Raw genomic sequence first — 22634 nt, forward strand, 5'->3', positions numbered from 1 at the left:
AGTGGATGTCCCCGCATCCTGGCGCGTGCGGCCGGGGGTTCTCTGAGGAACGGCGCAGGCTCGACACGCGGCGGCGGGCTCAGGGCTCCGACGGCTCCCGCGTCAGGAGCTGGTACCCGCCCTCGATCGATCCGTCCGGGCGCATCGTCACGCGCGAATAGACGCCGGATCCGTCCTCGACGTCGGTGCCGACGATGTCGAGCGATCCGGAGTCGAAGAATTCGGCGAGCCCCGTGCAGCCCGCCGAGAGGGACCCGTCCACGCGCTCCAGACCGAGGCAGAGCGACGTCCCGTTCGGAGCGGTCAGCAGGATCCGGTCCTCCTGCACCGTGTCGAAACCGGGGGTGAAGACCTCGGCGGGGCCGGCGATGAGGTCCATCCCGGGCGGCAGCTCGGTGACGAGGGTCCAGCCGTCGACGTAGGCGGCGAAGCGGTCCTCCGGGCGGACGGTCGCCGTCGGGCTCGCCGTGGGGGCGGATGCTCCGACGACCAGCGGAGGGACGCTCGCCGCCACGGCGCCGAGCACGAGTCCGGCCGCGAGCGCGCCGCCGACGATCAGAGCGGGACGTCGGCGTCGCGGCGTCGAAGCGGCGGGGGCCTCGGGCGCGGCCGCGGGAGCGAGCCGCGGAGCCTCCGGTGCGACCACGGCCGCCTCCGCCCGCGCCGCTTCCTGCTCGAGCCGGAGCCGCCGCTCGGCGTCGATCCGCCGGCTCTCGCCCTCGGCGTCCCCGCTCGGCCGCGCGAAGAGCGCACGCTCCAGCTCCCTGCGCTCGTCGTCCTCGTCCTGCACGCCCGCCAGTATGACCGAGGCGGGCTACTCGAACATCTCGGCCAGCAGCGCCCACGGCTCGCCGTCGACGACGTGCGCCGACCGGTGCGCGGGCCACTGCACCTCGTCGCCGTCCCACGACGGCACCACGTGCAGGTGCAGGTGCGGCACGCTCTGCCCCGCGGAGGCGCCGCTCGCCTGCAGGACGGCCACTCCCGTGGCTCCGAGGGCCGCCCGCATCGCCCGGCCGACGCGCTGCGCGAGCGACATCGTCGCCGCGAGCGCCGCGGGGGAGGCGTCGAGCAGCCCCGCGCTGTGCTCGCGCGGGACGACCAGCGTGTGCCCGGGGGCGAGCTCGGAGGAGGGGAGCGGCCGGAACGCGACCGCCCCCTCCTCCCGCTCGACCCACGTCGTCTCGCCGTGCCCGGCCATCAGCTCGCAGAAGACGCAGGTCACGCCCGACCTCCCACGAACTCCCGCAGCGCCGCGATCCAGCCTTCGGGCGCATCGAGGTGCGCGTCGTGCGATCCGCCCGGCAGCTCCACCCGCCGCACGTCGCGTCCGCGCGCGGCGAAGGCGTCGCGCACGTCCTCCGCGAACATCCCGTGCTCGCCGTGGACCAGCAGGGTCGGAGCGGCGACCGCCTCCCACTCCGCCCAGCGCGGCGCGGCGAGCGGCTCGATCGCCCGCGCCATCACCTCCGGGTCGAACCGCGGACGGAGTCCGTCCGGCCCCTCGACGAGGTCGGCGATCCACGCGTCCGCGAGCGCCCCGTCGCCCAGGAACGCTCGCGCCGCGTCCCGGTCGGCGAACGGCAGCGGCCAGGAGCGGAACCAGTCCGCGACTCCCGCGTCCCCGCCACCGCCCTCCGCGGTCTCGAGCAGTACGAGCAGGTCGACGAGCTCCGGATGCGCGGCCGCGACGAGCATCGCGGTGTGCGCCCCCATCGACTGGCCGACGAGGATCGCGGGTCCCTCGCGCTCGAGCAGGGCGGCGACGTCGGCGACGAACGCCTCGCGCGAGACGTCGGAGGGACGCGGCTCGCTGTGCCCGTGCCCGCGCTGATCGAGGAGCACGACGCGATGATCCGGCAGCGCGCGGGCGGTCGGTGCGAACTCCTCGGCGCTGCCGGCGAGGCCGTGCAGGATCACGACGAGCCGGCCGGTGCCCCCGGAATCGAGGAGCGAGAGCCGGGTTCCGTCCGGCGCGACGAGCGCGCGGCGTTCGAGGTGCATCCGTCGAGCCTAGGAGCCCGGGGAGGCGGAAGGTCGACCGGGCCGGAGCCCGATCGCGGCGGGGGCCGGGCGCGACTGGGCGAGAGCGGGGGATGCTGGGATGATCGGGTGCGGCTCCGGATCCTCCGGCGCGCACGGCGGCCTCGCGGCCGGAGCGGAGCACCCATGGGACTGCTGATCTACCCCGGCGGCATCGAGGCCGACTTCGAGGACCGGCTGCTCGCGCACCTCGAGATCGTGATCACGGCGAAGCTGCGTCGCGACGAGTCCTTCGCCTTCTCGTGGACGCAGACGCAGGACACGGGCGGCGGACGGATGAAGATCTGGCTGCACCCGTCGGTGCCGCTCTCGTACAAGTTCTTCGGCGGACGCCAGCCCGCGATCAACCGCGCGTGGGTCGACGCGCTGATGGTGTCGGCGAGCTCGCAGTCGGGTCTGCAGGTCGTCGCCGAGCCGGAGCAGCAGGGCTGACGCCGCCCGTCCCGCCCGCCCTTGCTCCGCTCCCGCCTCCGCTCCGGCCTCCGCTCGCGCTCCTCCAAAAGTTGCGGTGAGCGCGCGCGGTTACCGCAACTTCTGGAGAAGCGGCGGCGAGGGCCGCCTCCGTTCCCGCACGAGTTGCGGTGAGCGCGCGCCGTTACCGCAACTCCTGGAGGAGCGGCGGCGAGGCGACCCGCCTCAGACCTTCGGCTCGGGCAGCACGCGCAGCCCGGCCGGCGACAGCGCCGAGCGCAGCAGCAGGTCGATCCACGCGCGGTTCAGCGGCTGCCCGCCGGGGGAGTCGTAGCTGAAGTAGAGCGACGAGCTCTTCGAGACCCAGACGCTGCCGTGGCGGCCGCTCTCGGGGCGCGTGACGTCCTCGCCCACGTCCGGTTCGCCGTCCCAGTGGAACGAGAAGCTCTCGTTGCGGCGCAGCTTCGAGATGATGACCGCTTCGACGTGCCGCAGTGCGCGGTCGTCGATCTCGACCGCCGGAGCGACTCCGTAGATCAGCTGGCCCATCGTCATCCCTCTCGCCGCCCCGGGTGATCATCCCATGAGCCGGGAGGGCCGCGCCTCCCGCCGCCGGCCGCCGACCTGTGCTCGCTCCCAGTCGCGCACAGCCGAATTGACGCAGGCCGGTTGTGCCGAACCGTCTTGACGGCTCCTGAGTGCCTCCGCAGACTGGGAGCGCACACAGTTCAAAGGAGAACCACGCCGCACCGATCCGCCTCGAGCCCGCCACTGCGGGCTCCGCAGGCCCCGTGAGCGCTCCGAGCGCCACCACCCCACCCGCCCGACCGGGCCCCTCCCTCCCCTCCGCCTCCGTGTGCGCGGCGGTCGGCACGAGGGCCCGGCGGCGGACGCACCACGAAAGGACACGCATGTCTGCACGCACCAGGAGGACCGCCGGCACCGCTGCCGTCGCCGCGGTCTCCACGCTCCTCGGCGCCTTCGCCGGCGTCGGAGCGACCAGCGCCTCCGCCGCGGAGGGACCGGTCGACGCCGGGATCTTCGTCGACAAGGTCGACGGCCTCCCGGCCGACTTCATCAAGGGCGCCGACATCTCGAGCGTCCTGTCGCTCGAGGAGAGCGGAGTCGTCTTCCGCGACGAGACGGGCCAGGAGGCCGACGTCTTCGAGGTCCTCGCCGACGAGGGCGTCACCTCGGTCCGCGTCCGGGTCTGGAACGACCCGTTCGACGCCGAGGGCAACGGCTACGGGGCGGGCGACGTCGACGTCGACCGCGCGATCGAGATCGGCGAGCGCGCCACGGCGGCGGGCCTGGGCCTGCTCGTCGACTTCCACTACTCCGACTTCTGGGCCGACCCCGCCCGCCAGCTGGCGCCGAAGGCCTGGGCCGGCCTCGCCGCTCCCGAGCTCACCACCGCCCTGCACGACTACACCGCCCAGTCGCTGCAGCGCTTCGAGGACGCCGGCGTCGACGTCGACATGGTGCAGATCGGCAACGAGACCAACAACGGCATGGCCGGCTACAGCCGCGCGGCGACCGACATGGACGCGACCCTCGCCGGGCTGTTCTCAGCCGGCAGCTCCGCGGTCCGCGAGGTCCTGCCGGACGCGCAGGTCGCGGTGCACTTCACCAACCCCGAGACGCCGGGCCGCTACTCCGCCATCGCCGCGGGCCTGGACCGCTTCGACGTCGACTACGACGTCTTCGCGAGCTCCTACTACCCGTTCTGGCACGGCAGCCCCGAGAACCTCACGGCCTCGCTGTCGCAGATCGCCGACACCTACGGCAAGAAGGTCATGGTCGCCGAGACCTCGTGGGCGCACACCCTCGAGGACGGCGACGGCTACCCCAACGTCATCGACGAGAGCACCGTCACCGACGACTACCCGATCAGCGTGCAGGGCCAGGCCACGGCGCTGCGCGACGTGATCGCCGCGGTGCACGCGGTGGGCGACGCCGGCATCGGCGTCTATTACTGGGAGCCGGCCTGGCTGCCCGTGGGCCCGGCGAGCGACGTCGAGCAGAACCGCGTGCTCTGGGAGCGCGACGGCTCCGGCTGGGCCACGAGCTTCGCCGCCCCCTACGACCCTGTGCACGTGGGCGACGACTTCGGCGGATCGGGCTGGGACAACCAGGCCCTCTTCGCCGCCGACGGCACGCCGCTCGAGTCGCTCATCACCTTCCGCTACGTCGACACCGGAGCGGTCGCGCCCCGCGCGGTCACCGGAGTGGACGCGGTCGAGCTCACCGTCGTCGACGGCGAGCCGGTCGATCTCCCCGGCACCGTCTCGGTGAACTTCAACGACGGCACGGTCGAGACGCCCGCGGTCACCTGGAGCGGAGCCGCCTCCTGGATCCGCGGACCCGGCGAGTACACGATCCCCGGTCGCACGGACTCCGGGCTCGACGTCTCGGCGACCGTCGTGGTCGTCGCTCCGAACCTCGTGCGGAACCCCGGATTCGAGGACGCGGACACGTCGGCGTGGACCTTCACCGGACCCGCCGCGCGCACCGAGACCGGTGACGCGGCCGAGGGCGACTTCGCGGTCACCTTCTGGAACGGCACCGCCTACGAGACCTCGGCGAGCCAGACGATCACCGGAGTCCCCGCCGGCGCGTACACGCTGCGCGCGACGACGCAGGGCACCAACAGCCCCGCGAGTGACGTCCGCACCCTGAGCGCGACCACCTCCGCGGGCACGACCAGCGCCCCGCTGGTGCTCACGACCTGGAGCTCCTTCTCGACGACGACGATCCCCGTCGTGGTCGGAGAGGACGGCGTGGTCGAGATCGCGGCCGAGTTCGCGCTCACCGGAGGAGCGTGGGGCGTCCTCGACGACGTGCGCCTCGTCGCCGACGCCGCGGAGTCGACCGCCGACACCACCTCCCTGGAGGCGGCGCTCGCCGAGGCCGACGCCGTCGACCGCGACGCGTGGACCGAGGAGTCGCTCGCGCGTCTCGACGAGAGCCGGACGATCGCCGCCGTGGTGCTCGCCGGATCCGCTGCGACGCAGGCCGACGTGGACGCCGCCGAGCGCGGCCTCCGCGACTCCCTCGGCGCCCTCGAGAACGCGCTGCGCGTGGGCCTGAGCGCCACCGTCACGTGCGCGTCGGGCAAGGCCGTCGTGTCGGTGAAGGCCGCGAACGGCGGCACCGACCGCGTCGCCCTCTCGGTGCGCACGCCCTACGGCAGCGCGAAGCTGCCGTCTCTCGCCGCGGGGAAGTCCGCGTCGGTGACGGTGCCCACTCCGCTGCGCTCGGTGCCGGCCTTCTCGCTCACGGTCGACGTGCGCGGCACGGTCGCAGGCGAGCCCGCCTCGGCCGTGATCCCGATCGAGTCGGCGGCGAAGCGCTGCCGCTGACCCCTCGATGAGTCCCCGCGAGATGCCACTCCAGTACGCGGCACGCCGATGCAGGCGTACCGGAGTGGCATCTCGCGCTCTCGCGTGCCGAGCCCTCAGCCGGAGTGCGTCGTCACCAGCAGGTAGCGGGCCGCCCCGGCCGCGTCGGCCGGCACCGACCAGCGGTGCGGGCGCGTCGTCTCGATCGTGATCGACTCGCCCGCCGACACCGTGCGGGACGCCCCGTCGGCGTAGGTCAGCACGGCCGCCCCCTCGGTCACGAAGACGAACTCCTCGCCCGGATGCGCGAAGTCGACGTCGTCGGACTGGCCCGGCTGCGCGGTGAAGAGGTACGCCTCCGTCCGGCGCCCAGGTCCCCCCGCGACCAGCCGCGCGCGCGGGGCGTGCGGGGCGTCGCTCGCGCGCAGGTGCGCCTCCGGTGTCGTGTCGTCGGAGGAGGCGATCGCCGGCACCAGCTCGGCCGGCGGCACGTCGAACGCCGCGGCCAGGGCGTAGAGGGTCGAGAGGCTCGGTAGCAGTCGGCCGTTCTCGAGCTTCGAGAGGAACGGCTGCGAGACGCCGGCCTCGGCCGCGAGCGCCCGCATCGACAGGCCCCGGGAGGTGCGCAGGGCGCGCACGAGCGCGCCGATCTCGGAGGCGAGGGCGGGTGCCTCCGCGGCGTCGTCGCTCATCGGTCCTCCGGGTGGTGCGGTGGTGCGGTCTTGCGGCCGATGATTACTCCTGGTTATCATCAGCCGTGTTGATAACGCGAGGTTATCAGCCCTCCGATCGGGAGCATCCGATCGCCATCGAAGGGCAGCACCCGTGACCAAGCAGATCTTCCTCGGCGCGTTCGAGGAGTTCACGCCGAACTTCATCAGCAACGCCTGGCACCACCCCCGCGGCGACACGAGCGGCTTCGCGACCCTGGAGTACTGGCAGGACCTCGCGCGGAAGCTCGAGGACGCCGGCTTCGACTTCCTCTTCCTCGCCGAGGCGCTCGGCTACCCGATGAGCGGCGACGACGTGCCCGAGGTCGTGATCCGCGAGGCCGTGCAGGTGCCCGTGCACGATCCGCTCGCCCTCGTCAGCGGGCTCGCCGCGACCGTCGACCGCCTCGGCTTCGTCGTCACCGCCTCCACCACCGCGCAGCAGCCCTACCTCAACGCCCGCACCTTCACCACGCTGGATCACCTGACGAAGGGCCGCATCGCCTGGAACATCGTCACCTCCGACAACCAGGTCGCGCTCACCAAGCTCCTCGGGCACGACGGAGTCACGCCTCACGACGAGCGCTACCGCCGCGCCACCGAGTTCGTCGAGCTGTGCCTGAAGCTCTGGGAGGGCGCGTGGGAGGACGACGCGGTCGTCTACGACAAGGCGACCCGGACCTACGCCGACCCCGCCAAGGTGCACCGCATCACGCACGAGGGCGAGTACTTCCGCTACGACGGCTACTTCCCGGCCATCCCGTCGGTGCAGCGCACGCCGCTCCTGCTGCAGGCGGGCACCTCCTCGGCCGGCCGCGCCTTCGCCGGCCGCTACGGCGAGTGCGTCTTCATCCAGGACCGCGACCTCGGCAAGGCCGCCGCCACCGTCGCCGACCTGCGGGCGCGGGCCGAGGCGAACGGCCGCGACCCGCGGCACATCACCGTCCTCCCCTCCGTCTCGATCATCGTCGGCGACACGGAGGAGGAGGCGGTGCGCCTGCGCGCCGAGCTCGACGCGACGCCCTCCCGCGAGGCCGCCGCCGCGCTGTTCATGGGCTGGAGCGGCGTCGACCTGATGTCGTTCCCGCTCGACGCGACCCTCGCCGAGGTGACCACCGAGGTCGGGCAGACCATGCTCGCGATGTTCCAGCAGCCCGAGTACAGCCCGACCGTCGCCGAGATCCTCGACGTGATCACGTCCTCGATCGGAGGCATGCGCGTCACGGGTACCGCGGAGTCCGTCGCCGATCAGCTGCAGGAGATCGTCGACCGCACCGATGTCGACGGCTTCCTGATCGAGTACACCTACGGCTCGTGGGAGACCTACCGCGACGTCGCCGAGCAGGTGATGCCGCTGCTGCGCGAGCGCGGAATGCTGCCCGAGACGCCCCGCTCCGGATCCATGCGCGAGCGCATCCTCGGTCGCGGCGTGCCGACCCTGCCCGCCGGTCATCCCGGCTCCGCGTTCCGGGTGGGCGAGGCGCGGTGACCCTCCTGGACGCGGTGGTGCAGCCCCACCGCGCGGTCCCGACTCCTGTCGCCGCGGTCGCCGCCCTCGTCGACGGCGCGCCGGTCGGCATGGTCGTGGCGACCCTGGCCCTCGGCGTCAGCTTCGATCCGCCGCTCTGCACGATCGCGGTGCAGCGCTCTTCCAGCACCTGGCCGCACCTGGCCCGAGCGGCGCGTCTCGGAGTCTCGGTGCTGGGCTGGGATCAGGACGCGGCGGTGCTGCGGATCGCCTCGCGCGATCGGGCGGGCCGGTTCGCCGGAGTCGCGTGGAGCGCATCGGAGGCCGGAGCCGTGACGATCGACGGCGCCGCACTGCACCTGGAGTGCTCCGTCGAGCAGGTGCACGACACGGGCGACCACCTGCTCGTCGTGCTGCGCGTGCAGGACGTGCGCCACGACTCCGCCCGCGAGGCCCTGCTGGCCCGCGACCGCCGCTTCGGCCGCTACGTCGAGTCGGCCTGACCCTGGGGGCCGCCGTTGGGCACTTCCCGCTGCTTCGAGGCGCTCGGAGCAGCAGGAGTGCCGAATGGCGCACCGCGCCCCGGACGCGACGAAGCCCCGAGGCGCCGGAGCGGCTCGGGGCTTCCGTGACGAGCGGGCGTCAGCCCGACGGGTTCTCGACCGGGTCGCCCTCGGGGTCGGTCGCGGTGTCGGGGTCGACGTGCTCCGGATCGACGGTCTCGGTGTCGGGTGCGTCGCCGGGTGTGGTCTTGTCGGTCATCGGATCCTCCTTGCGGTCGTGTCGGATCGTGCTGTTCGCGGGCAACGCTACGTCGCGCTCCTCGCGCGCCGCGCCCCCGTTGACGCGAGGGGCGGGGGAGTGCCACGCGGGCACGGCGGCCGCGCGCGGGTCGTGCGCGGCGGCGCGGTCGAGAGCGGAGGCGAGGAGGCCCGCGCCGAGGTCGCCGAGGCGGGCGGCGAGCAGGTGCCGGAGCGGGCGCAGGAGCCGGATCATCCGCTCATCCTCCCGCCGCCGCTCGCCCGACCGGCGTCCCGTGCCAGTCCTTCGCGCCGTCCGCAAGGCCTGGAGCGGGTCCGGCCCTGTTCGTAGTCTCGACACGACCGACACGAGGAGCGCCACCTGATGATCCGAACCACCGTCACGATCGACGGCAAGACCTACGGGCTCTCGCAGGGAGCGGATGTCGCCGGACTCAAGCAGTCGACGACCGAGGCGTCCCGGGCCGGTGGCGGCATGGTCGAGTTCGTGGTGGTCGGCAACCGGCAGGTCAGCGCGCTGGTGTCACCGGGCGTGCCGGTGATCTTCGAGGACCACGAGGTGCCGGACGACGATCGCGACACGGGCGACGTCCAGGAGCCGTGGGACGACATCGAGTACCTCGACTGACGCACTTCCCGGGGCGAGTCCCCGGGTCCTGAGCGCCTGAGGGGTGCCGCCGGCTCGACCCGGCGCCTCTCGGGCCCCTCCCGGAGAGCGGGGGAGCGCCTACTCGGCGCCCTCCGCCTCCGCGAGCTCCCCCTCGACCAGCGCGCACGCGGCAGCGGCGAGCGACGAGCGCACCTGCTCCTGCGTGACGCCGAGGATCCCCGCGATCGCCTCGAGGTCGTGCCGGCCGGTGTGCCGCAGCAGCCAGCACTGGCGCTGGAGCGTGGGCAGAGCGTGGAGGCGGCGGTGGAAGCCCGAGCGGAGCAGGTCCTCGTCGCGCAGGGGGGCCGGAGCGACGACGGCCACCGCCTGGTCGCCGCGCTCCAGGCTCGCCCGGCCGATCTCGGTGCGCGCGAGCTCGAGCGCCGACGCCTCGTCGACGACCTGCGGCGAACCGCTGCGGAGGGTGACGGCCGCGTTCTGCAGGGCGGCGCCGGCCGCCGACTCGGACAGCGTGAGCCGGTAGGCGTAGGCGTAGAGCCCGGAGCCGCGCGAGGCGAGCACGCGCCCGACGAGCATCTCGCGCTGCTGCTGCGCCTGCGACGCACCCACGGCCGCCACGGGCCCTTCGTACGCGTTCACGGTCTCTCCCTCGACTCGGTGCCACCCGTCCGGGGTGGTTCGCACCGATGCTAGGGGTCGGAGAACGCCCGTTCTACCCTTGACTTCTCAGGAATTCTCCATGCGGATGCATGGGAAACGCTTGCCGGTCACTCCCTCGCGGAGAGGATGCAGAACTCGTTCCCCTCCGGATCCGCGAGCACGACCCAGGACTGCTCGCCCTGACCGACGTCCACCCGGGACGCGCCCGCCCCGAGCAGGCGCGCGACCTCGGCGTCCTGGTCGTCCGGCACGAAGTCCAGATGCAGGCGGTTCTTGATGCTCTTGCGCTCCGGCACGTCCAGGAACAGCAGGCTCGGCCCGCGTCCCGACGGAGGGAGCAGCTCGATGCCCTCGTCGTCCTCGTCCACGACGTCCCAGCCGAGCGCCTCCTGCCACCAGTGCCCGAGCATCCGGAAGTCGGTGCAGTCGACGATGATCTCTTCGAGTCGGAGGGCCATGCCCCGACGCTAATCGGCGCTCGCGGCGTCGCGGAACCCCTTCCGGGGAGGCGACTCCTGCTGTTCCGCTGCGTGCCGTCCGCGCCGATCCGGTGCTGCCGTTCCCGACAGTGCTCCTTCCTGCCGTTCCCGGCAGCACTCCTTCCTGCTGCTCCGGCAGCACTCCGTCCTGCCGTTCCGGCACGACCGCTCGCTCCGCCGCCCCGCACGCGGCATCCTCGACCACGAGGGAAGGGACCGCGATGACCACCGCACGCGACCACTGGGAGGCGCGCTACGCCGACTCCGACCGCATCTGGTCGGGCCGGCCCAACGCCGCGCTCGTCGACCTCGTCCGGGATCTGCCGCCCGGCCGCGCCCTCGATCTGGGCTGCGGCGAGGGCGGCGACGCCCTCTGGCTCGCCGAGCAGGGCTGGAGCGTCACGGGCCTCGACCTCTCCGAGACCGCGCTCGCCCGCGCCCGCCAGGAGGCGGAGCGTCGCGGACTCGCGATCGACTTCCGGCAGGCCGACCTCGGCGCCGACTGGCCGACCGCCGGGCCCTTCGACCTCGTCTGCGCGAGCTTCCTGCACTCGATGGTCGAGCTGCCGCGCACCGCGATCCTGCGGCGTGCGGGCGGCCTCGTCGCTCCGGGCGGCCGCCTCGCGATCGTCACGCACGCCGCCCCTCCGCCCTGGTCGGGCCACAGGCACCCCCTGCAGCACCTGCCCTCGCCCGAGGAGGAGCTCGCCGAGCTCGCCTTCGACCCCGAGGACTGGATCGAGCGAGTGGTCGGCACGCGCGAGCGCACCGCCTCCGGGCCCGACGGCCACGAGGGAGTTCTGCTCGACGGAGTGGTCCTGCTGGAGCGCCGTGCTCGGTAGCGTGTCGGCGTACCCACGACCTGGAGGCGCCCGTGCCGCTCGACCCGTACCTCGCCGCCCGCGTGCACCTGCTCGAGGGCGTCACCGATCCGCTCGATCCGGAGCAGGCGGCCCGCCTCGCCGAGTTCGCCGTGGATCCCGCGCCGTGGACGCTCTCGGAGGGCGTGCGCGTCTCGGACGCTGAGATCGACGGCCTGCACGGCCCCGTGCCGCTGCGGATCTACGAGCCCGCGGAGCCGTCCGGTCGGGCACTGCTCTGGGTGCACGGCGGCGGGTTCGCCGCGGGGGACCTCGACATGCCGGAGGCGCACGTCGTCTCGGCCGAGCTCGCCGGCCGCTCGGGCGCCCGCGTCGTCTCGGTCGGCTACCGGCTCGCCGGCGCGAGCATCCGCTACCCCGTGCCGCTCGACGACGTGCACGCCGCGTGGCGGTACCTGCGCGCCGAGACCCCGCGCGAGCACCCCGTCGCGATCGGCGGAGCCAGCGCCGGTGCCGCGCTCGCCCTCGCCACCGCGCTGCGCGAGCGCGACGCTGGGGCGCCCGGGCCGGACCACGTCCTCCTCGCCTACCCCTTCGCGCACTTCCCGAACCCGACCGTCGACGACGACGTCGTGCGCGAGCTGCTGACGCTGCCGGCCGCGTTCCGCTTCCCCGCCTCGAGCATCGAGTCGATGGTGCAGAACTACGTCGGCCGCCTCTCCGACCTGCCGCCCGACGCCCTGCCCGGAGCCGCCCCGCTCGCCGGGCTCCCGCCGGTCACGGTCATGGTGAGCGAGTTCGACGAGCTCCGCGGCTCGGCCGAGCTGCTGCTGCGTCAGCTGGCGGAGGCGGGCGTCGCCGCGACGGGGTACCTCGCGGCGGGCATGCCCCACGGCCACCTCAACCGCACGCCGTCGCTGCCCGAGGTCGACCGCTCGCTCGCCTTCTTCGCCGCGCAGCTCCGCGCGCTCGGCTGAGCGCCGACCGCCCTCACTTCACCCCGAAGTAGTCGAAGCCGACGTAGCCGACCGGATTCGTCAGCCGCACCTCGACGGTGTGCGTCCCCGCGGTCAGACCCGTGATCTCGGCGAGCTTCACCCCGAACTGCGTCGTGGCAGCGGTGGTGCCGATGCTCGCCTGGTGGAGTCGCCCGTCGATCCAGAGGTCGAACTTCCCGCCCTTCGACGAGAGCGTCCTTCCCCAGACCGACACCGAGGTCCCGGTGAACGTGAGCGCCGCCCGCGCGCCGGCGCGGTTCGAGACCGACTTGGTGCCGGAGTAGTAGCCCGCGTCGGCGGAGTGCGTCCAGACCCCGCTGTAGAGGACCGTCGGAGCGGCGTTGTCGCTGATCCGACCGGGCATCTCGTCGAGGGTCAGGCTGAGGGGGTCGTTCAGATAGGCCGTCGCGTTGAGGTTGCCGGCGATGCTGTAGTCGACGGTCGTCTTCATCCAGTTCATCGCGCCGACGACCTTCGGGAAGCGGCCGCGGACCTCGCGGAGCATCTGCGTGGTGTCCCACGGCTCGGGGGTGCCCGTCGTCTGCCCCGCCTCGGTGAACAGGATCACCTTGTTCTTCTGGATCATCCAGTCGTACCGGGCGGTGTCCGTCAGCTCCCTCCAGTAGCGCTCGTGGCCCAGCACGTCGACGTAGGCGTCGCCCGGGTAGCGGTCGGTGATCGCCCGGCCGAACGCCGTGCCGCTGTTCGGCGACCACGCCCAGAGCACGTTGGTCAGCCCGCGCTGCACGGTCAGGTAGTCGTACATGTGCTTCCACAGCGCCGTGTACTGGGCGGCCGGAGCCGCGCCGCTGGCGTGGTACCCCCACCAGAACGAGGTCCCGTTCATCTCGTGGAACGGACGCCAGACCACCGGCACGCCGGCGTCCGAGTAGTGCTGCAGGATGTCGCCGACCCCCGTGAGCCACTGCATGTACTCCCCGTAGGCGGCGGTGCCGGGCGTGTACGCCTCGGACAGCGTGTGCCCGGCGGGGATGCGCGACCACGCGTCCTCCGCGGTCCACGGGTTCGAGGCGTGCCAGCTCAGCGTGACGACGCCTCCGTTCGCCGCGTGCGCGATCGAGGGAGCCAGGATGTTGCTGTCGCTGGGCATGTTGGCGGCGGTCGTCGCCGTCCCGCTCTTGTCGAACGTGCGGTTGGTGAGATCGAAGCCGACGAGCGCGGGGGACTCGCCCGTCGCGGTCTGCACGCGCCCGACGTGGTAGTCCCAGCAGTCCTGCACGGTGGTCAGGGTGATGCCCGGCGTCGACCGCTCGGGGCGGCCGTAGTTCGGAGCGACGAACTGGCCGGTCAGGAACTTGTCGCTCGAGCGGTACTGCAGCGCCGAGAGGAACTGCAGCAGCTCCGCCGCGGTCGCCGTGGCGGCGGGAGTGACCGGAGTCTGCGCCATCGACACCGCTCCGGTCGCTGATCGGGAGGCGCTCGATCCGAGGCCCGCGGCGGTCGGGGCGACGAGCAGGACCAGGGCGGTGACTGCGGAGACGATTCTGAACTTCATGAGGGTCCTCTGGGGCACGGGGTCTGGGGGCTGCGCAGGTGAGGCGCGGCGGGGGAGCCGCGTCGGCGAGCGCGGGAGCTCTCGGCGGACACGACTCGTCGGTCCGCGGTGACGGGACCGGGCGGCGACGACGGGACCGCGGGGGACGCGCGGGGGACGCGCGGCGGTCACGGGGAGGGGGACCGGCCGGCGCTCGCAGGAGCCGCCGGCCGGCGCGCTTCAGCCGCGCGGAACGAGGCGGGTGATCTTCCGCCCGCCCAGCTCGGTGACGTAGATGCTCCCCGAGGCGGCGTGCTGCGCCACGTCGAGCGGCTGGTCGAAGCCCTTGAAGCCGACCACCCCGAGCGTCCGGTTCACGATCGTGCCGTCGGCACCGCTCGGATCCAGCACCATCAGGTCCTGACTCGCGCTGTAGCGGACGACGATGAGCTTGCCCTTCAGTGCGCCGCCGAAGCCGTCGCCGAGGTACTCGATCACCCCGTTCGCCGAGGCGTGCAGCCCGGCGTCGAACACGTCGGCCTTGCGGTAGTTGCGGTCCGGGAGCACGCCCACGGGGTAGGCCGTCGCCTCGAACGCGTCCTGCGCCGAGGTGGGGTTGCCTCCGTTGAAGACCCATTCGCAGCGCGACGGGTTGGGGTGGCCGTAGTAGCCGCCCTGGGCCACCTTGAACACCCAGTCCGTCTCGTCGACCGGGTTGGAGCCGACTCCCGGCGCCCTCGGTCCGGTCCAGGCGCCGTCGATCCGGGAGGCGCACGACGAGGGGAGCGTCGCGGGTGTCGCCGGGAAGGCGCCGCCGCGGGCGGATCCGTTCGTCGGCACGTAGAGGCGCCCGTTGCTGTGCCAGATCAGGTCGTAGGCGTTGCGCACCCCTGTCGCGTAGAGCGTCAGGGCCGCACCCGGCGCGAACGGGTTGTACGTGCCGCCCTCCGCGGTCTTCACGTCCAGCGGCAGAGTGGCGGGCAGCTTCGCCGGGTCCAGGCGCAGCACGGCGGCACTGAGCAGGCTCTCGGAGCGGAACTCCCAGGAGGAGTCCGGGGCGCCCATCGCCGTGTTGCTGCCCTGGGTGAGGTAGAGCATCCCGTCCTTGAAGGCGAGCGAGTTGCTCTCGTGGTCGCGGGCCGACCGCGGCAGTCCGACGACGACGTCCTGGCCGTTCTGCAGCGCCGCACCCGACAGGCGGACGATCTTCCCGGTCCAGTCCGGGACGTCCGAGACGCCGACGTACTTGCGGTTCTCGGTGACCCAGAGGATCGGATCCGCGGCCGTCGCGGCCGGATCGAACGCGAGGCCGATCACCGTCCGCGCTCCACCGGCGAGCGTCCGGATCGTGTCGATCCGCTCGCCGGTGCCCAGCGATCCGTCCGCCGCGACCGGGTAGCGGAACAGGTACCCGTCCAGCGTCGCCGCGTAGAGCTTGCCGTCGGGGCCCATCGCCACGCTGGTGAAGCCCTGCCCGGTCGCGGTCGTCGCGACCTGGTCGAAGGCGACTCCGGTGATGCCGGTGCCCTCGCTGGCCGTGCCCACCGTGAAGACGCTCGACCACGGGTGGAAGGCGTTGCCGGACACGTCCCGCACCGTGCTCGTCACGTCGAAGCGGTAGGTGGTGCCCGCGACGAGCGGGGCGTCGGGAGTGAGCACGATGACGTCGCCGCCGCCGCTGGTGTTCACATTGGCCGGGACGGACGAGCCGTCAGCGGCCACGCTCAGCCGCACCGTCTCGCGGGTGAGGGTCGACGTGGCGATCCCTCCCGCCGTCACGGCCAGGCCGGCGGTGACGCTGATGTCGCGGGTCGCGCCGGTGGTGAGATTGACCGGGGTGACGCTCGCCACCTGCGGGCGGTCCGGGCTCGCCGGCACCGGCTCGACCTCGACGAAGTTGATCTTCGTGTTGGTCCCGCCGCGGGGGCTCAGCGTGAGCCGCCCGTCCGAGACCTGCACCGTCCTGACGGCCGTGCGGAACCGGTCCTCATCGCTGGGCACGAACCTCGCGACCGCGTTCTGGTTCTCGATGCTGACCTGATCGACGCTGTCGAAGTAGTCCCCCGCGTCGCCGACCGAGAGCGTCACGGAGTACAGGCCGTTCGGAACGGCCATCTCCCACGAGCCCGCCCCTCTGGTCCCCGTGGTGCCTCCTCGCCAGTCCATGTGCATGACACCGGTCAGCCGGGTGTCCAGGGTGGGGGTCCCGGTGCGCAGGCGGCCGTTCAACGTGAGGTCGACCGCGGTGCTCGAGCCGTCGCGGACCCAGCCGTAGCTCCGGCCGCTTCCCTGGCCGGCGCTCGTGCGAGCTCCGTAGGGCTGTCCCCAGTCGGCGAGGTAGCCGGTGGGAGGGGTCGCGGTCGCGGTGGCGAAGCGCACCTTCACCGACGTCGCTCCGGAGGGAGTGGGCGTGGGAGTCGGCGTCGACGGCGTCGACCCGCCCCCCGGGGTGAGGATCTCGTGCACCCGGCTGAACGACGTCCCGCCGGTGGGGCCGCCCGAGATCACGTGGAAGCGACCCGAGACGACGGCGCCGACGGCACCGTGCCGGGGCGTGAGCATGTTCGGGAGCGAGCGCCACGTGTTCGACGCCGGGTCGTACTCCTGCGTCTGCGGCCACGTCGCTCCGCTCGACTGCCGAGCACCTCCCGCCGCGATCACGCGGCCGTCGATGACGCCGACCGCCATCGCACGGCGACCGGTGGGCATGGCCGCGCGCGTCTGCCAGCCCCCCGAGAGCGGGTTCAGCATCTCTGCGCTCGCGAGGTTGGGGCTGACCTCGGTGCCGCTCGCGAGTCGCGTGCGGCCGCCGAACACGTGGATCCGGTCGTTCACGACCGCGGCGCCCGGGTTGTCGCGGGCCGTCAGGAGCGACGGACCGGCCGACCAGGTGTTGGTCGCGATGTCGTACTTCTCGGTCGTCTTCAGCGAGGCGCCGGTCGAGTCCATCCCGCCGATCGCCCAGATCCGGCCGCCGACGACGACGCCGGCGACCCCTCCGCGGCCGGCCGCCATGCTCGCCAGCGCGGTCCAGGCGTTGGTCGCCGGGTCGTAGCGGTAGAGGCTCCTCGAGGAGCCCGAGAACGGGCCCGTCGATCCGCCGAAGGCGTACAGCCTCCCGTTGTGGGCGACGACCGCGGGGTTCTCGACCGCGCTGCCCGGCAGTCCGGCGCCGGTGCTCCAGGTGGAGGTGGCGGTGTCGAAGATGCGCAGGGACGACTTGGGTCCCGTGCTGGTCTTGCCGTCGACCACGTAGATCCGGCTGCCGATCGCCGCACCGCCCGCGTCGAGCAGGTCGATCGGAAGTGGAGTGCCCGTGGTCCAGCCGCTGGAGGGCGACGGAGTGGGGGTCGGCGTCGCTGTCGTCGTCGTCGATCCCAGCCACGTCTTCGCGTTCGGGCCGGCCGCGTTGCGTCCGCCGCTGACCACGATCTTCCCGTCGATGAGGTCGGCGACGGGGCTCCGCAGCCCTTCGGGAAGGCTGGTGCGGGTGATCCAGACGTTCGTCGCCGGGTCGTACTCGTAGAGGGTCCGCGAGGCGACGGCGCCCGCTTCGGAGCCGCCCAGCACGAGGATCTTCCCGTTCCACAGGAAGGTGGAGGCGCTGATGTGGCCGCGCGCGACCGGCAGATCCGCGCGTCGCGTCCACGTCTTCGTCACCGTGTCGAAGGCGTCGACCTGCACCTGCGGAGTGCCCGGCTCGTTCCCGCGGTGCTGCCCGCCGATCACGTAGATCGTCGAGCCGAGGACGACCGTGCCGACGTGGTTGCGGGGATTGGGCACCGGCGTGGACGCCGTCCAGGTGGTGCCGCCGTCGAGGTTCAGGACCCAGTGCTCGGGGTAGTCGACGATCGGGGCTCCGGTCGAGTCCTGCCGGATCGCGCCCGTCATGTAATGCAGCTCGCGACCCACGATCGCCGCGCCTCCGCCACCGCGGGCCGCCGGCAGCGGCGGACCGGCCGTGTACGTGTCGGTCGGGATGTCGTACTTCCACACCCGGGGCGACGAGTCCATCTTGTCGAGTCCGACGAAGCCGCCCAGGATCCACAGCGTGGTGCCGTCGGCGACGATCGGCGCGTGCGTGATCAGCTCGGGCAGGTCGCGCAGGCGGGTCCAGGTGTCGGTCGCCGGGTTGTAGCGGTCGGAGCGGCTCGTCTGCGTGATGCTGGTGTACTGACCGCCGAAGACGTACAGCTGCCCTCCGACCGCCACTCCGCCCGCCTCGGCGCGCGCGATGGCCGACGAGGCCCGCTGCAGCCAGGTGATGCTCTCCGGAGCGACCGCCGCGGCCGACACGACGGCCAGGGCCTCGGTGCTCGAGGGGTCGTGCGGTGCAGCCTCGGTGGCCGCGTGCTCGTGCGGGGCCTCCTCGGCGGCGGCGTGCGTGTGCGGCGCCTCCTCGCCGGCGTGCGTGTGCGGCGCTTCCGCCGCCGTGTGCGCAGGCGGCGCGGAGGGAGCGGCCTCGCTCGCGCCGGTCGTCGCGCCGACCATGCCCGCCGCCAACGCGATCGTGAGGGCCACGGCGAGCCCCGGCCTGATCACGGAGTGCGGGGTCCGCTTCGCACGCGGAGTTCTTCCTGACATCTGGTCCCTCTTCCTCGAGGATCCACAAAACTCCGCGCGGTGCCTCCGGGGTAACGCGGAGGACCGAACGGGAACGCCTTCGGGTGGCGTCGCTGGACGCCTTCGGGTGGCGTCGAGCGAGAGTCTCTTCGCCTCCTTGTCCCCTGTCAAGGGGCTTCCGATACCCTGAGAGACCTTGTGTCCCGAGCGGCCGGTCGGGGCTGGGAAGACCCCGATCAGCGTCCCCGCGTCGGTGACTCAGCCCCACCCTTGCTGGTCGAGTAGCCGCCGCCGGCGGCGTATCGAGACCCCCAGCTCCGGTGGTCGTGGATCTCGATACGCCCGCTACGCGGGCTACTCGATCAGCAGGAGGGGCGATCGCGGCGTGAGGACGCCGCGCCCCCTCGCTGGTCGAATAACCGCCGCCGGCGGCGTCTCGAGACCCCCGTCCCCAGCCGTCGCGGCCCGACTCGGAGCGCAGTGAGGTCCCCGAACCCGCCCTCGGCGTCCGGCCAGCACGTGGTGATGAGGTGTCCTGTCTGCGCGGTCACCGGTCCTCGGTGCGGGGCTGAGTGGTGACGGCCGGAGCCGTGACGCTGCCCACCGCGTCGACAGTGGGCCGGATGAACCGCCGGCCCGGCGGTGTGTGCTCGCTCCGGGTGCGCCTACCGACTCACCGCGCTCCGCGTCAGACCACCAGATCGGCCTCCCAGTTGGTGCGCTGGATCGCCGCGTCGAGGTCGCGCAGCTCGCGGGCGATCTCGTCGGCCCGCGTGCGCAGCTCCTTCACGGGGAGAGCGGACAGCTGCCGCAGCTCGCTCCGCATCTGACGCCGACCCCACGAGCCGGCCGCCGCGTCGGCCGCGCGCACCAGCATCGAGTGCTCGGCGCGCAGCGTCTCGCGCCGGGCGAGGGCGGCGGTGAGGGTGCGCCCGTCGGGAGTGAGCACGGCCGTGTTCGTCAGGTTCACCGCGGTCACGATCCGCTCGAGTGCGGTGAGCGCCCGCGTGCACTCGGCGAGCAGCTCGGCGGGGTCCTCGGCCGGGGCCTCGCCCTCCTGGTAGGAGGCGTTCGCGACGATCCGCGACTGGAGAGCCTCGATCCGCTTCTGCAGGTCCGCCCGTTCGAGGAGGGCTTCGGCGAGTTTCATGCCTCGAGGCTCGCACACGTCACCGACATCCGTCTCGGCCCGGTGCTGCCCCGCCGTCCCGGGCCTGGTGAACACGATCTCGCGTGCTCCGCTCGGCCTGATCGCACGATCTGCGGCGTCGGGGAACTCGACCACTGCCCGCAGTGGCCTTCGCTCCCCTCCTTGCAGCTCGCACGATCAGGCCGTGCTCGCGACGGCGATCTCGTGTTCACCAGGCCCTAGGCTGCGACCGTGCCGCTGCAGAATCACCCGGGTGATGTCGAGTTCCCCGTCCGCCCCCGCCTGCGCTTCACCCGGGCCGCGGATCAGCGCCGACGCGGCTCCGGTCGCGCCGGCGCCCGCCGTGCCCTGCTGCTGACGGCCCTCGCGGCCCCGTTCGGAGTCGTCGGGTTCGTGCTCGGCCTCGCCGGGGACGAGGGCGGCGAGCCCGCCTTCCCCTTCTTCACCTTCGCGGTGGGCATGGCGATCGGCCTGGCCATAGGCTCGCTGGTCTTCACCGTCCGCGATGCGGGTGCTCCGCGACGGGAGCAGCTCGCCTATCTCGCCGAGGCGGGCACTCCGTCGCCGACCCTCCGTCAGCAGCAGCTGCTGGCTCTGGACGCTGTGAGCGACTTCTCCTTCGGCGGGTGGAACTCGTCCCTCGCCTTCCAGCCGACGTGGGCCGAGCTGCCGCAGCCGCTCCGCGCCCGTTTCGCCGACGGTGCCAAGGGGTCGCCCTGGACGGAGCTGCCGATGCCCGTGCTGAGCGAGCAGCGCGCGGCGCTCGATCGCGACTTCCGCATCGCCTCGGCCGAGGATCTCGAGCTCTTCGTCGCCGACGTGCTCGACGTCGGCCCGCTGTCGGCCCGCTTCGCCGAGGTGTCGGCGTCCGACGAGGCCGAGCGGATGCGCTCCCGCGTCGCCGCGCTCACCGGCGAGAGCGAGTTCCATCTGCTCGAGCGCGCCCAGCCGCTCGGCGGCCGGCCTCCGGTGCTGCTGCTCGCGGGCGACGCCGAGCGCGCGATCGGAGCCGTCCGCTACGCCTACGTCGCCGGCTACCTGCCCGCGGAGCGCGCGTGGCAGCTGCTCGAGGCGATCGGCGACCGGGTCTTCACCCGGTACGAGAGCTGGGACGACTACTGGCGCGACGGGGCCGTCTCGATCGCGTTCCGCACCGACTCCCTGAGCGCCGTGCAGCAGTACCACCGCCTCCGCTCCGAGCTCCTCGGCTCGTCGTGGCCGGCGGCGTCGGTGCCCTACCCGCGCTGAGCACCCCCGCCCGCGGGCCTCTCAGCCTTCCGGAGCCGCATCGCCCCGGCTCGCCGCCGGGATCCCGTCGAGTGCCGCCGCGAGCTCGGTGCGTGACCGCACGCCCAGCTGGCGGTAGACGGCCCGAAGCTGGGTCTTCACGGTGTTGACGCTGATCCCGTTCTCCTCGGCGATGACGGGAGCGGAGGCGCCGCGGGCGGCCGCGTAGGCGATCCGGCGTCGTGCCGGAGTGAGCTCCGCCGGCTCCCCCGCTGCTCGCAGTCGGCGCGCCACGTCGTGATCGCCGTGGGCGGCGAGCTCGTCGGCGATCCGCCGCCGCCGGTCGGCGGGGAGCAGGCCGAACGCCCCGAAGCTCGCGTGAGCGTGCGCGAGCGCCGCGACCTCCTCCACCTCGCCGGCGGGGTCGGTGGAGGCGGCGAGCAGCGCGGGGATCAGCACGCGGGGGCACTCGGCGGAGTCGAGGAGGGGCGCGGCGAGTCGGCGCGCGACGGCCTCGTCGCCGCGCAGCTGCGCCGACAGCGCCCGGGTCGCCGCGGTGATCCGCGCCATCAGCGAGACCGGTCCGTCCTGCGGCAGCCGCCGCTCCGGCGCATCGGCGAAGGCCTCGACGGCGTCGAGGATCTCGGGATGCCCCCGTCCCGGCCGGGGCCCGACGACCATCAGGGAGGCGCGGACGCCGCGCAGGACCGAGTCGGACAGCAGCGGCCGCCCGCGGGCGACGAGGCCGCGGACGAGATCGACCGCCGGACCGCGCTCGCCGAGGGCCGTGCCGTCGAGGCCGTCGAGGAGCAGCAGGGCGCCGTCGGTGTCGAGCCGATCGGCTCGGAGGACCGCCTCGGCGAGGACGGCGGCGACGGTGGATCTCGCCCGCCGGGCGGCTCCGTCCAGGTCCGGCACTCGTCGGAGCCAGTCGCCCGCGGCGGGGTTGCGGCCCGCGACGGCCTGCAGGAGCGCCGCCGATCCGGCGCTCGAGGCGGCCATCGCGCGATGGCCGATCACGGTCGCCCACTCGTGCGCCCAGGCGTGGAGCGCGAGGGCCTCCTCCAGGCGCGAGTCCTGCTCGCAGGTGAGCGCCCACTCCTGCAGGATCTCGGGCAGCGCGGCCGAGAGCGACGCCTCCTCCAGCGGAGTGAGTCGCGCGAGCAGGGCCTGACCGTCCTCCATCGACCGGAAGGCGTCCTCCATCCGCCCCGTCGCCCGCGCCGCCGAGCCGCGCGCCGCCCAGATGCTCAGCTGGTCGGCCGCCGACAGCGGTACGGGCAGCGGCCGCCGACCGGGCGCCGGGTCGATCCAGCCGTCGCCGTGGAGGGCGCGGCCGAGATGGGTCATCGCGATCCGCAGGCGCGGCGATCGGTCCATCACCTCCGGCGGCATGCGCTCGAGGGCCCGGAGGAGGATCGCGGGCTCGGCCTGCACGAGGTGCGTGTAGGAGGAGCGGAGCAGGTCGAGCACCGCCGTCCAGTCGCCCTCATCGACCGCGGTCGTCAGCCGTCGGGCGACGGGATCCGGCGTCACGAGGCGCCGTCCGTCGAGGCGCCGTCCGTCGCGTCGACGTCGGGATGCCGGTGCCCCTCGAGGAGGTCGACGGCGGTGGACGGGCGATGCGGGTCGACGACGACGCGGACTGCGCCGCTGCGGGCGGGGTCGATCACGGGCGGGTGCTCCTCGAGGACGGCGGGTGCTTCCTCGGGGACCGGGAAGGGCGCGACCGGCTGCTCCCGACACGGCGCGGAGGGGGGTGGGGGAGCCGGTGCGGCCAGAGTAGGCCCGGAGAGTGCTTTCCGGACCCGAACGGCCCACTGTTACTCGACGTCCCCGCCAGAGCACCGCCGCCGCCCCTCCTGATCGTCGGAGGGGTCGACGGACGCCCCCCCCC

The 22634-nt window shown here is 73.3% G+C and carries 21 protein-coding genes; 8 read left to right on the forward strand and 13 right to left on the reverse strand.

Features of this window, described 5'->3' with window-relative positions; translation table 11 throughout:
* Positions 1-79 precede the first annotated feature (79 nt).
* From ASF46_RS00360 to ASF46_RS00370, 3 genes are read right to left on the reverse strand one after another with little or no spacing between them, the layout of a single operon-like run.
* A complete protein-coding gene (locus ASF46_RS00360; protein ID WP_056865950.1) occupies positions 80-790 on the reverse strand; it encodes a hypothetical protein in 711 nt (236 codons plus the stop codon).
* A gap of 24 nt (positions 791-814) precedes the next feature.
* The gene (locus ASF46_RS00365; protein ID WP_200919640.1) at positions 815-1225 is read right to left on the reverse strand and encodes an HIT family protein; all 411 of its coding nucleotides are present in this window, start codon (positions 1223-1225) and stop codon (positions 815-817) included.
* Positions 1222-2004: an alpha/beta fold hydrolase gene (locus tag ASF46_RS00370; RefSeq protein WP_056865951.1), complete on the reverse strand. Its 783-nt coding sequence runs from the start codon at positions 2002-2004 to the stop codon at positions 1222-1224. Before ASF46_RS00370 ends, ASF46_RS00365 begins: the two co-directional genes overlap by 4 nt.
* Before the next feature lie 165 nt (positions 2005-2169).
* Between ASF46_RS00370 and ASF46_RS00375 the strand changes: the two genes are divergently transcribed.
* A complete protein-coding gene (locus ASF46_RS00375) occupies positions 2170-2475 on the forward strand; it encodes a hypothetical protein (protein WP_056865952.1) in 306 nt (101 codons plus the stop codon).
* Between the two features lie 204 nt (positions 2476-2679).
* Here ASF46_RS00375 and ASF46_RS00380 read toward each other — a convergent pair whose 3' ends face one another.
* Positions 2680-3009: a hypothetical protein gene (locus ASF46_RS00380; RefSeq protein ID WP_235576813.1), complete on the reverse strand. Its 330-nt coding sequence runs from the start codon at positions 3007-3009 to the stop codon at positions 2680-2682.
* Between the two features lie 356 nt (positions 3010-3365).
* Here ASF46_RS00380 and ASF46_RS00385 point away from each other — a divergent pair, with 356 nt between their 5' ends.
* Positions 3366-5816 carry a glycosyl hydrolase 53 family protein gene (locus ASF46_RS00385; RefSeq protein WP_082485074.1) on the forward strand — a complete coding sequence of 817 codons (2451 nt, stop codon included), beginning with the start codon at positions 3366-3368 and terminating at the stop codon, positions 5814-5816.
* Positions 5817-5911: 95 nt separating this feature from the next.
* Here ASF46_RS00385 and ASF46_RS00390 read toward each other — a convergent pair whose 3' ends face one another.
* Positions 5912-6487 (reverse strand): helix-turn-helix domain-containing protein, encoded by a 576-nt coding sequence (locus tag ASF46_RS00390; protein WP_055785077.1) that lies wholly within the window; start codon positions 6485-6487, stop codon positions 5912-5914.
* Between the two features lie 133 nt (positions 6488-6620).
* Between ASF46_RS00390 and ASF46_RS00395 the strand changes: the two genes are divergently transcribed.
* Both ASF46_RS00395 and ASF46_RS00400 read left to right on the forward strand, forming a co-directional pair.
* The gene (locus ASF46_RS00395) at positions 6621-7994 is read left to right on the forward strand and encodes an NtaA/DmoA family FMN-dependent monooxygenase (protein WP_056865954.1); all 1374 of its coding nucleotides are present in this window, start codon (positions 6621-6623) and stop codon (positions 7992-7994) included.
* On the forward strand, positions 7991-8476 hold the full coding sequence (locus tag ASF46_RS00400; RefSeq protein WP_056865955.1) for a flavin reductase family protein: 486 nt from the start codon (positions 7991-7993) through the stop codon (positions 8474-8476). Before ASF46_RS00395 ends, ASF46_RS00400 begins: the two co-directional genes overlap by 4 nt.
* 139 nt (positions 8477-8615) lie before the next feature.
* On the opposite strand, the gene ASF46_RS00405 is transcribed toward ASF46_RS00400, so the two are convergent.
* Positions 8616-8969 carry a hypothetical protein gene (locus ASF46_RS00405; protein WP_056865956.1) on the reverse strand — a complete coding sequence of 118 codons (354 nt, stop codon included), beginning with the start codon at positions 8967-8969 and terminating at the stop codon, positions 8616-8618.
* A gap of 129 nt (positions 8970-9098) precedes the next feature.
* Here ASF46_RS00405 and ASF46_RS00410 point away from each other — a divergent pair, with 129 nt between their 5' ends.
* Positions 9099-9362 (forward strand): hypothetical protein, encoded by a 264-nt coding sequence (locus tag ASF46_RS00410; protein WP_056865957.1) that lies wholly within the window; start codon positions 9099-9101, stop codon positions 9360-9362.
* A gap of 99 nt (positions 9363-9461) precedes the next feature.
* Here the strand turns inward: ASF46_RS00410 and ASF46_RS00415 are convergent, their stop codons facing one another.
* Complete coding sequence (locus tag ASF46_RS00415; protein ID WP_157602100.1) at positions 9462-9983, reverse strand: hypothetical protein; 522 nt, start codon at positions 9981-9983, stop codon at positions 9462-9464.
* 128 nt (positions 9984-10111) lie between these two features.
* Entirely contained in the window at positions 10112-10462 is a 351-nt protein-coding gene (locus ASF46_RS00420) for a VOC family protein (protein ID WP_056865959.1), read from the reverse strand.
* 242 nt (positions 10463-10704) lie between these two features.
* Between ASF46_RS00420 and ASF46_RS00425 the strand changes: the two genes are divergently transcribed.
* Both ASF46_RS00425 and ASF46_RS00430 read left to right on the forward strand, forming a co-directional pair.
* A complete protein-coding gene (locus ASF46_RS00425; protein ID WP_056865960.1) occupies positions 10705-11325 on the forward strand; it encodes a class I SAM-dependent methyltransferase in 621 nt (206 codons plus the stop codon).
* A gap of 32 nt (positions 11326-11357) precedes the next feature.
* Positions 11358-12281 (forward strand): alpha/beta hydrolase, encoded by a 924-nt coding sequence (locus ASF46_RS00430; protein WP_056865961.1) that lies wholly within the window; start codon positions 11358-11360, stop codon positions 12279-12281.
* 13 nt (positions 12282-12294) lie between these two features.
* Here the strand turns inward: ASF46_RS00430 and ASF46_RS00435 are convergent, their stop codons facing one another.
* The 3 genes from ASF46_RS00435 to ASF46_RS00445 form a co-directional block, all read right to left on the reverse strand.
* Complete coding sequence (locus ASF46_RS00435; RefSeq protein ID WP_056865962.1) at positions 12295-13818, reverse strand: glycosyl hydrolase; 1524 nt, start codon at positions 13816-13818, stop codon at positions 12295-12297.
* A gap of 219 nt (positions 13819-14037) precedes the next feature.
* Entirely contained in the window at positions 14038-18318 is a 4281-nt protein-coding gene (locus tag ASF46_RS18635; protein ID WP_162240137.1) for a kelch repeat-containing protein, read from the reverse strand.
* 730 nt (positions 18319-19048) lie between these two features.
* Complete coding sequence (locus tag ASF46_RS00445; RefSeq protein ID WP_056867370.1) at positions 19049-19510, reverse strand: DIP1984 family protein; 462 nt, start codon at positions 19508-19510, stop codon at positions 19049-19051.
* A 231-nt stretch (positions 19511-19741) separates the two neighbouring features.
* Between ASF46_RS00445 and ASF46_RS00450 the strand changes: the two genes are divergently transcribed.
* Entirely contained in the window at positions 19742-20758 is a 1017-nt protein-coding gene (locus ASF46_RS00450) for a DUF1266 domain-containing protein (RefSeq protein WP_056865963.1), read from the forward strand.
* A 21-nt stretch (positions 20759-20779) separates the two neighbouring features.
* On the opposite strand, the gene ASF46_RS00455 is transcribed toward ASF46_RS00450, so the two are convergent.
* Both ASF46_RS00455 and ASF46_RS19295 read right to left on the reverse strand, forming a co-directional pair.
* Entirely contained in the window at positions 20780-22273 is a 1494-nt protein-coding gene (locus ASF46_RS00455; RefSeq protein WP_162240138.1) for a LuxR C-terminal-related transcriptional regulator, read from the reverse strand.
* Positions 22270-22410, reverse strand: a complete 141-nt coding sequence (locus ASF46_RS19295; protein WP_162240139.1) for a hypothetical protein — start codon at positions 22408-22410, stop codon at positions 22270-22272. The genes ASF46_RS00455 and ASF46_RS19295 overlap by 4 nt, the downstream gene beginning before the upstream one ends.
* Positions 22411-22634: the final 224 nt, after the last annotated feature.

Origin of the sequence: Rathayibacter sp. Leaf296 (assembly GCF_001423045.1) — a bacterium.
Taxonomy (GTDB): Bacteria; Actinomycetota; Actinomycetes; order Actinomycetales; family Microbacteriaceae; genus Rathayibacter; species Rathayibacter caricis.

Coding starts and splice junctions, on each gene's coding strand:
- ASF46_RS00445 (WP_056867370.1), bottom strand. CDS start 19,510: ATGAAACTCGCCGAAGCCCTCCTCGAACGGGCGGACCTGCAGAAGCGG.
- ASF46_RS00405 (WP_056865956.1), bottom strand. CDS start 8,969: ATGATCCGGCTCCTGCGCCCGCTCCGGCACCTGCTCGCCGCCCGCCTC.
- ASF46_RS00375 (WP_056865952.1), top strand. CDS start 2,170: ATGGGACTGCTGATCTACCCCGGCGGCATCGAGGCCGACTTCGAGGAC.
- ASF46_RS00420 (WP_056865959.1), bottom strand. CDS start 10,462: ATGGCCCTCCGACTCGAAGAGATCATCGTCGACTGCACCGACTTCCGG.
- ASF46_RS00380 (WP_235576813.1), bottom strand. CDS start 3,009: ATGACGATGGGCCAGCTGATCTACGGAGTCGCTCCGGCGGTCGAGATC.
- ASF46_RS00435 (WP_056865962.1), bottom strand. CDS start 13,818: ATGAAGTTCAGAATCGTCTCCGCAGTCACCGCCCTGGTCCTGCTCGTC.
- ASF46_RS00425 (WP_056865960.1), top strand. CDS start 10,705: ATGACCACCGCACGCGACCACTGGGAGGCGCGCTACGCCGACTCCGAC.
- ASF46_RS00370 (WP_056865951.1), bottom strand. CDS start 2,004: ATGCACCTCGAACGCCGCGCGCTCGTCGCGCCGGACGGAACCCGGCTC.
- ASF46_RS00390 (WP_055785077.1), bottom strand. CDS start 6,487: ATGAGCGACGACGCCGCGGAGGCACCCGCCCTCGCCTCCGAGATCGGC.
- ASF46_RS00385 (WP_082485074.1), top strand. CDS start 3,366: ATGTCTGCACGCACCAGGAGGACCGCCGGCACCGCTGCCGTCGCCGCG.
- ASF46_RS00410 (WP_056865957.1), top strand. CDS start 9,099: ATGATCCGAACCACCGTCACGATCGACGGCAAGACCTACGGGCTCTCG.